Origin of the sequence: Sodalinema sp., from assembly GCF_046483825.1 — a bacterium.
Classification (GTDB): Bacteria; Cyanobacteriota; Cyanobacteriia; order Cyanobacteriales; family Geitlerinemataceae; genus Sodalinema.
In genome coordinates this window covers 1-6,732 of sequence record NZ_JAWOCL010000022.1, presented here as the reverse complement: position 1 = coordinate 6,732, position 6,732 = coordinate 1, and the positions used below count along the sequence as shown (strand labels likewise).

Genomic DNA, 6,732 nt, shown 5'->3' with positions numbered 1-6,732 from the left:
GGAACGAGGTTAAACCAAGCCCGAGAGAGGTTTTTAAGTTCATGAACTGAGGATTTATAGGGAACAACCGCATTCACCTCAATTCCTAAGTCGGCCATGAGGCGCTTGAGTTCCGTGCAATCATGCTGGTTGTGGAAGCCGAGGGTGGACATTCCCAAGATGTTCACCGAGGGGTTCTCGGTTTTGTCGTTGGGGAGTTGGTCGTATTTGCGGGCCTTGTTGGTGTAGTAGGTGACGATCTGGGTTAGGGTGCGATCGGCGGCCTGCAATTCGTTGAAGCGATAATGATTGACATCGGCTAAGAGAACATCCCCTTCAGAGTCCATCTGGGCGCGGGAGACGAAGTTCTCTAAGTCTTCTTGCAGAATGCTTGAGGTGCAGGTGGGGGTGAGGACAATTAAATCGGGATGTTCTTCTTTATCCTTGCGGGTGATGTTGTCGACCACTTTTTCCTGGGACCCTCGCGCCAAGACGTTGCGATCGACCACACTGGTGGTTACGGGGGTAAACTCTCGTTCCCGTTCTAACATTGATCGCATGACGTTGAAATAGTCATCCCCTAGAGGCGCGTGCATAATGGCATGGACGTTTTTGAAGGAACTGGCAATGCGAAGGGTGCCAATATGTGCCGGGCCGGCATACATCCAGTAAGCCAATTTCATAGATTGCTCTCCGTAAATCCAATAAAGACGAAAACCTTGCTCTCAAGTCGCTGACGTTCCAGCCGCAACGGTTTAACCCGCCCTAACTAACAATTCAACTCCTCTTAGACTACGGGGAACTCTTTAACTTTGGGGTTTCTCTCACATGATTCTTAATGGATTGCTACGATTCTTAATAGGATTTAGGAGCCATAAATTGCGTTTTGTCAAGGGTTTTTTCGCAAAAAAAGTATTAAGAAATCCTAAGTAGGCGGGGCGCTCAACCGGAGTTTCCCAAAACCGAGGGGATGCGGCCAAAACGCGGGTTCGGGATATGACAAGATATGATAGAAACTGGATTATTTTGCCGATCGCCCCCGAGTTGGCGATTCCCTAGAAGAAAGACCCCATGAGTAGTTTAAGCGATCGCCTCAAGCGCATCACCGGACAACAACGATTCGTCGTCGCCCGCCTAATGGTTCAACTAACGGGCGCACAAACGAACCCCCTCCTAGGAACCCTCAACCGCGTCTCGGGCCAAGCCATCGAGGCGGAGAACGCCCTAGAACAACTGAGCGAGGGACTCGTAGATATCTGTCAACATCTCTTGCAACTACAACCCTATTGGCAAGCCGCCGCCAACGAAGGAGATGTGGTTTGGGATGAAGGGGAAGCCTCCGACTATTTCAACGAACTCTTTACCGATTCAGCCCAACGCTATCTCTGTCAACCGCAACAAGTGACTGACGAGGACAGTGATGATGACACCCTCTTTCTCACCCCCAGCGAGAATCTCGTGGTGATAATCACCCTCGTCGGCCAGGGAGACATCCCCGATCTCGAAACCGATTTAGCCGAGATTGACGCTCTAAACCGGGGACTCAAAGCCGTGATTAGTCTCGCCTACCAAGATAAACTCGAAGCCATCCAGGTTCACTTCTCTCCAGCCCGATTTGGCGAAAGCCTCAGCGCTGACCAAGTCCTGGAAAACTTCCCCGAACTCATCCCCCTGTGACATCTTCAGGGACAGTTTCCGGGTCCGATCGCCTATCCTAGAATCAAAACCCCATCCATCGAATCGTTAACAAACCGTGAAACAACAATCTATGTGGCGTCGAGTTTTAGCCGGAGTTTTGTGTATCAGCCTGATCTGGAGTCTGGTAGGAGAGATGACCCCTGGGCGATCGCTCTTGACTCCAGCCCCTGCTTACGCGGCCACTCTACCCAGTGGCGAGTATCGAGTCCAGCAAGCGCAATATAACGATGAGAACGGTGAGTATCAACTCCTGTTACTCAATACACCGGCTGGCCAACCGCCGTTGTTTAGCAGCGCCGATGTACAGATGATGCCCTTAACGGAGGAGGAACAGGCCGCCGGACAACGCTCCTACCTCAGTTTGGACAAGGGACAGGCGGTGTTGCATTTGGCGCCAGATTTCCGCATCGACTACATTCATGCGGTGACCGAAACCCAAACGAATCCCCAGACGGGACAACCTGAAACTGTGGTTGTTCGTCAACAGTCGAGCTTCTGGACTCCCTTTGCGGGGGCTTTGGCGGGCCAGGCGATCGGGAATATGCTCTTTTCTCCGAGTTACTATGTACCGCCGATGTATCAACCCGGTAGTCCGCTCACCGGCTATGGTGGCTCAGGACGCAGCTATGAGCAAGCGGTGAAGAGTTATCAGACGACCCACAATGAACCGCCCGCTGCTGTTAAGAATCGTCAAACTCTGCGAACCACAGGTCGTTTACGCAACAACCGGGGCAGCCGGTTCGGTAATCGCAACCGTAATGGACGCAGCTCGGTTGAGCGCTCAGGACGCCCGACTGGCTCGGGGATTGGTGCGAGCCGTCTGCGGGGCAATTCTCAGCGATCGGGAACGGTGAAACGGCGCGGTGGCGGCTTTGGTAGTGGTCGTTCTCGGCCTCGCTCGGGGAGTTTTGGTCGCCGTCGTCGTTAGGGAGGTTGTTTGAGAGAGAGGTTTAAGGGAATGGGCTATCGTCTGCTGTTGCTGAGCTGGGTGTTGATGATTGGACTCCTGGGTTGTGGGGACCATCTCTCCTCCTCGCAGAGCCAAGCAGCGAACCCTTCACCTACGCCTGAGACGATCGCCTCCCCATCACCCCCGTCTGCTGAGACGAGGGTGACTCCTATTGCTGAGGCGGCTCCTCGGGTTGACGGCGATCGCCTCTTTGAGACGGTTGAAGCCCTGGCTAGACCTCGCTTTGACCCCGGCGATCGCGATCGCGCCCGTCGATACCTCCAACAGCAACTTGAAGCGGCTGGCTGGAGCGTTGAGTCGCAAAACTTTGATGGAGGCGTCAACCTGATCGCGCAACGGGATGGTACGAATCCCGACGCTCCCATCCTCTTACTCGGCGCCCATTACGACACCGTCCCCAACTCTCCGGGTGCCGATGATAATGCCAGTGCTGTCGCCGCTGTCCTCGAAGCCGCTCATCTTCTCAAGGCTCCTACGCCACGAGGCTTACGACTGGTCTTGTTTGACTTAGAAGAGCGGGGGTTACTCGGGAGTTTTGCCTATGTTTCTCCCCAAACGATCGAGAACTTAGAAGGCGTCATTATCTTGGAGATGATTGGCTACGCCTGTGAGGAAATCGGCTGTCAAACCTACCCTCGGGGACTCCCGGACTCCCTCCCCGAGCGAGGCGACTTTCTGGGAGTTGTTGGCAATTGGCCCTATCATCATCTGACCGATGCCTTTGAAGCAATCCCGAGGTCTGGAAGTCCCACGCGAGTCACGTTGACGGTTCCGGTTGGCCCGTTTCTGGAGTTACTTCGTAGTGATCATGCCCCCTTTTGGCTGGCGGGAGTCCCGGCGGTCATGGTGACTGATACGGCCAACTTCCGCAACCCTAACTATCACCGTCTCAGTGATACTCCAGACAGCTTAAATCGCTCTTTTTTAGAGGGAGCGACTCAAGCCGTGATTGATGTCCTCTATCAGCTTCTGACCCGTCCCCAGGGTGAGGCCCATTAGCCCGAAGCGACTCGATCGCCACGGGGATCAACTGACAATCTTACTGACAATCTCAGCGAATCTTCCCTTGATCGGTCACAATAGAAGAAAGGATAGCCAATACTAATTCTGCCCCGACCTCGTGAGACCTGTTCGATCCTCTAAGTCCATTTGGGATTTACTTGAACATCTGTGTGAGTGCATTTGCCGCTTTGACCCGGATGGACGGATTATCATTGCCAATGCCGCCTTTGAACAGGCGTTTCCTGCACCGGTTGTGCCAGCGTCAGAGGATCACAACGTGACTGAGTCGGCTTCTGGCCGGGGGACTCGTTTGGACTCCCTACAGCTTCTGACACGACTCCCTGAGGGCGATCGCTCCCGCCTTCGATCGGCCTGTCAGCGCATTTCCTCAACTCAGCAACAAGTGACGTTAACTCTATTGAACGATGATATCGGCGAGGGCTGGCATTGGACAATTCGCGGCATTTTTAATGGTGTGGGAGAGGTGTTAGAGTATCAAGCCATTATTCAGCCGTTGAGCGGCCTGAAGGGCGTTGAGGAAGACCTACTTCAGTTGAAGAATTGCTGGCAGAGTCAGCAGGAAGCCAGTCGCTATCAACTGTTGGCGACCTATGCCCCGGTTGGTATTTTTCAGGCCGATCCTAAGGGGGATCTCACCTTTGTCAATCCTCGCTGGTGCGAAATTGCGGGTATGTCAGCGACGTCGGCGTTAAAAGAAGGCTGGAAACAGGCTATTCATCCTGATGATATTGACCGAGTTTTGACGGTTTGGAATCGCATCCAAGAGGGACTGGTCTCTTGTGAGTTTCGCTTTGTGACGCCAGGAAAACGTGAGGTCTGGGTGTTAGGCAGCAGCGCCCCTCTCTATGACCAATCGGGTCAATTTTCCGGGGCTGTGGGAACGGTTTTAGAGATAACAGAACGGAAACAGGCTGAATTACAACAGTCCCAGTTGCAACAGCTATCACGAGCCTTAGAGCAATGTGGTGATAATGTGATTATTACGGATCGTGAGGGTGAGATTGTTTATGTTAATTCGGGGTTTGAACGGTTAACTGGCTACAGTGAAGCTGAAGCAATTGGGGCAACACCGTCGATTTTGAAATCGGGATTTCATAGTCGGGACTTCTATCAAAAATTATGGGCGACCCTTAGAAGGGGGCAGGTTTTTTATGCTGTATTTACGAATAAGAAAAAGTCAGGAGAGCTGTTTGCTGAACAAAAAACAATTACTCCGTTGCGAGATGAGAGCGGAAAGATAACACATTATATTTCCACGGGTAAAGATGTGACGGAGCGTCAGCGAGCTGAGGCGCGTTTGGAACAGGTCAATCGGTGTTTTTTGAACTTTAGCAGCGATCCGATGGAAAATATCGGGCGTTTAACGGCCTTATGTGGTACGTTGCTGAATGCGACTGGGGCCATCTATCAGCGTCGGGTTAACGAGCGCTTAGATTCGGTCTGTACTTGGGGGATGGTGAGAGCCTGCGAAAATGCGACGCAGGAGTCTCTTGAGGCGTTGATGGAAGAGTCTGAAGCCAGTGCGGTTTGTCCTCGCTTAGAAAGCCCTGGAGATACTTGGTATGAAGCGAATTCGGGGATTTGGCGGACTTTGGTGCGCACGGGCGATCGCGTGGTGGGATTGTTGAGTCTGTGCTATCGTACTCCTCCCGAACAGACGGCGGATGATGGACGTTTGTTGGGGATTATTGCGACGGCGATCGCCATTGAAGAGGAACAGCACCGAGTGGGTGAGGCGTTGCGCCGTCAGATGGAACGGGAACGAGCGTTGAGTAATTTAGCTCATCATATCCATCGCTCTTTGGAACTCTCGGATATTTTGCCCGCTACGGCTAAGGCGGTGCGTGAATTTTTAAAGAGTGATTCTGTCTTGATTTATGCTCTCAATGAAACGGGAACTCAAGCCCAGATGGTGGCTGAAGCGACCATCTTAGAAACGGGCAATCCGAATCAAATTTTGTTTAAGGGGTTCTCGTTCAAAACCAATTGCTTGAGGTCGTATCGGACTCCCCAAACTAGAGACAATTTACAGGTTCGAGTCTGCGACAAATCTTGTGAAATTCAGGGCTTTGAAAATAGTAAAACTCATATGATTGCCCCAATTTTACAAGGCAGTCATCTCTGGGGCGTGATTATTGCTCAAAATTCCCAAGCCTATCGCCACTGGACGGAAAGTGAACAAGAGTTTCTCGGCCAAGTCTCGACTCAGTTAGGGATCGCCACTCAGCAGTCTAAACTCTATGAAGAATTGAAGATTGCTAATAGTAGTTTGCAAAATTTAGCCACGATTGATGGGTTAACTCAGGTGGCGAATCGACGACAGTTTGATACATTTTTAGCTCAGTCTTGGCAGCGTTCCCTAGAGCAGCAAAAGCCCCTAGGAATTATTCTTTGTGATATTGATTTCTTTAAGCCTTATAACGATACTTATGGCCATCAGGCGGGGGATGATTGTTTGAAACAAGTGGCCGGCGTGATTTCCGAGACGGTGACGGATGAGGATAGTCTGGTGGCTCGCTATGGTGGGGAAGAGTTTGTGGTGGTGATTAACGGAGCGAAACCTCAAAAACTGGTGACGTTGGTTCAGGAGATTCGTGGTGCTGTTGAGGGGTTACGGGTTCCTCACCGTCGTTCAAATGCTCATCCTTGGGTAACCCTCAGTGTCGGCGCCGCCAGTCTGATCCCTCGACGGGAATGGACATCCGATGATTTGTTACGACGGGCGGATCAGGCCCTCTATCAAGCTAAAGCAGATGGCCGCAACTGTGGCCGCATTGCAGAGTATTAATGGATGGCTGTTGACACTCCCCAGCTATCACGGCGTGGGGATTCTTCCTTCAACGATCCGACTTGCCCTGACAGGTTTGCACCAGCCAAAGTAGCGGTCAAATCTCCAGAAGCGTGTGGGTCATCGACCCAGGTTCCGGTATGCCCTACCGTACTTAAGGCAGCGTTCAGGATGTTGATGGCTGCGTTGTGGTCTCTATCCAACTCGCACTCACACTGACAAACGTGAGTTCGAGTCGAAAGACTTTTCTTAACCACCGTGCCACAACTCGAGC

At 52.1% G+C, this 6,732-nt stretch carries 6 protein-coding genes; 4 read left to right on the top strand and 2 right to left on the bottom strand.

Annotated elements, in window-relative coordinates; all coding sequences use genetic code 11:
- A partial coding sequence (locus tag R6U67_RS01570) for a nitrogenase component 1 (RefSeq protein WP_410250914.1) occupies positions 1–662 on the bottom strand: 662 nt, incomplete at its 3' end.
- Positions 663–1,050: 388 nt separating this feature from the next.
- Between R6U67_RS01570 and R6U67_RS01565 the strand changes: the two genes are divergently transcribed.
- The 4 genes from R6U67_RS01565 to R6U67_RS01550 all read left to right on the top strand — a co-directional run bounded on the left by R6U67_RS01565 (position 1,051) and on the right by R6U67_RS01550 (position 6,458).
- A complete protein-coding gene (locus R6U67_RS01565; protein ID WP_410250913.1) occupies positions 1,051–1,656 on the top strand; it encodes a DUF1517 domain-containing protein in 606 nt (201 codons plus the stop codon).
- A gap of 91 nt (positions 1,657–1,747) precedes the next feature.
- Positions 1,748–2,605 carry a hypothetical protein gene (locus R6U67_RS01560; RefSeq protein ID WP_410250915.1) on the top strand — a complete coding sequence of 286 codons (858 nt, stop codon included), beginning with the start codon at positions 1,748–1,750 and terminating at the stop codon, positions 2,603–2,605.
- 183 nt (positions 2,606–2,788) lie between these two features.
- Positions 2,789–3,646: a M28 family peptidase gene (locus R6U67_RS01555; protein ID WP_410250912.1), complete on the top strand. Its 858-nt coding sequence runs from the start codon at positions 2,789–2,791 to the stop codon at positions 3,644–3,646.
- Between the two features lie 121 nt (positions 3,647–3,767).
- On the top strand, positions 3,768–6,458 hold the full coding sequence (locus tag R6U67_RS01550; RefSeq protein ID WP_410250911.1) for a diguanylate cyclase domain-containing protein: 2,691 nt from the start codon (positions 3,768–3,770) through the stop codon (positions 6,456–6,458).
- On the opposite strand, the gene R6U67_RS01545 is transcribed toward R6U67_RS01550, so the two are convergent.
- Positions 6,455–6,732: zinc ribbon domain-containing protein (locus tag R6U67_RS01545; RefSeq protein WP_410250910.1), on the bottom strand; the 278-nt coding region annotated here is incomplete at its 5' end. The two genes, R6U67_RS01550 and R6U67_RS01545, sit on opposite strands and share 4 nt — an antisense overlap.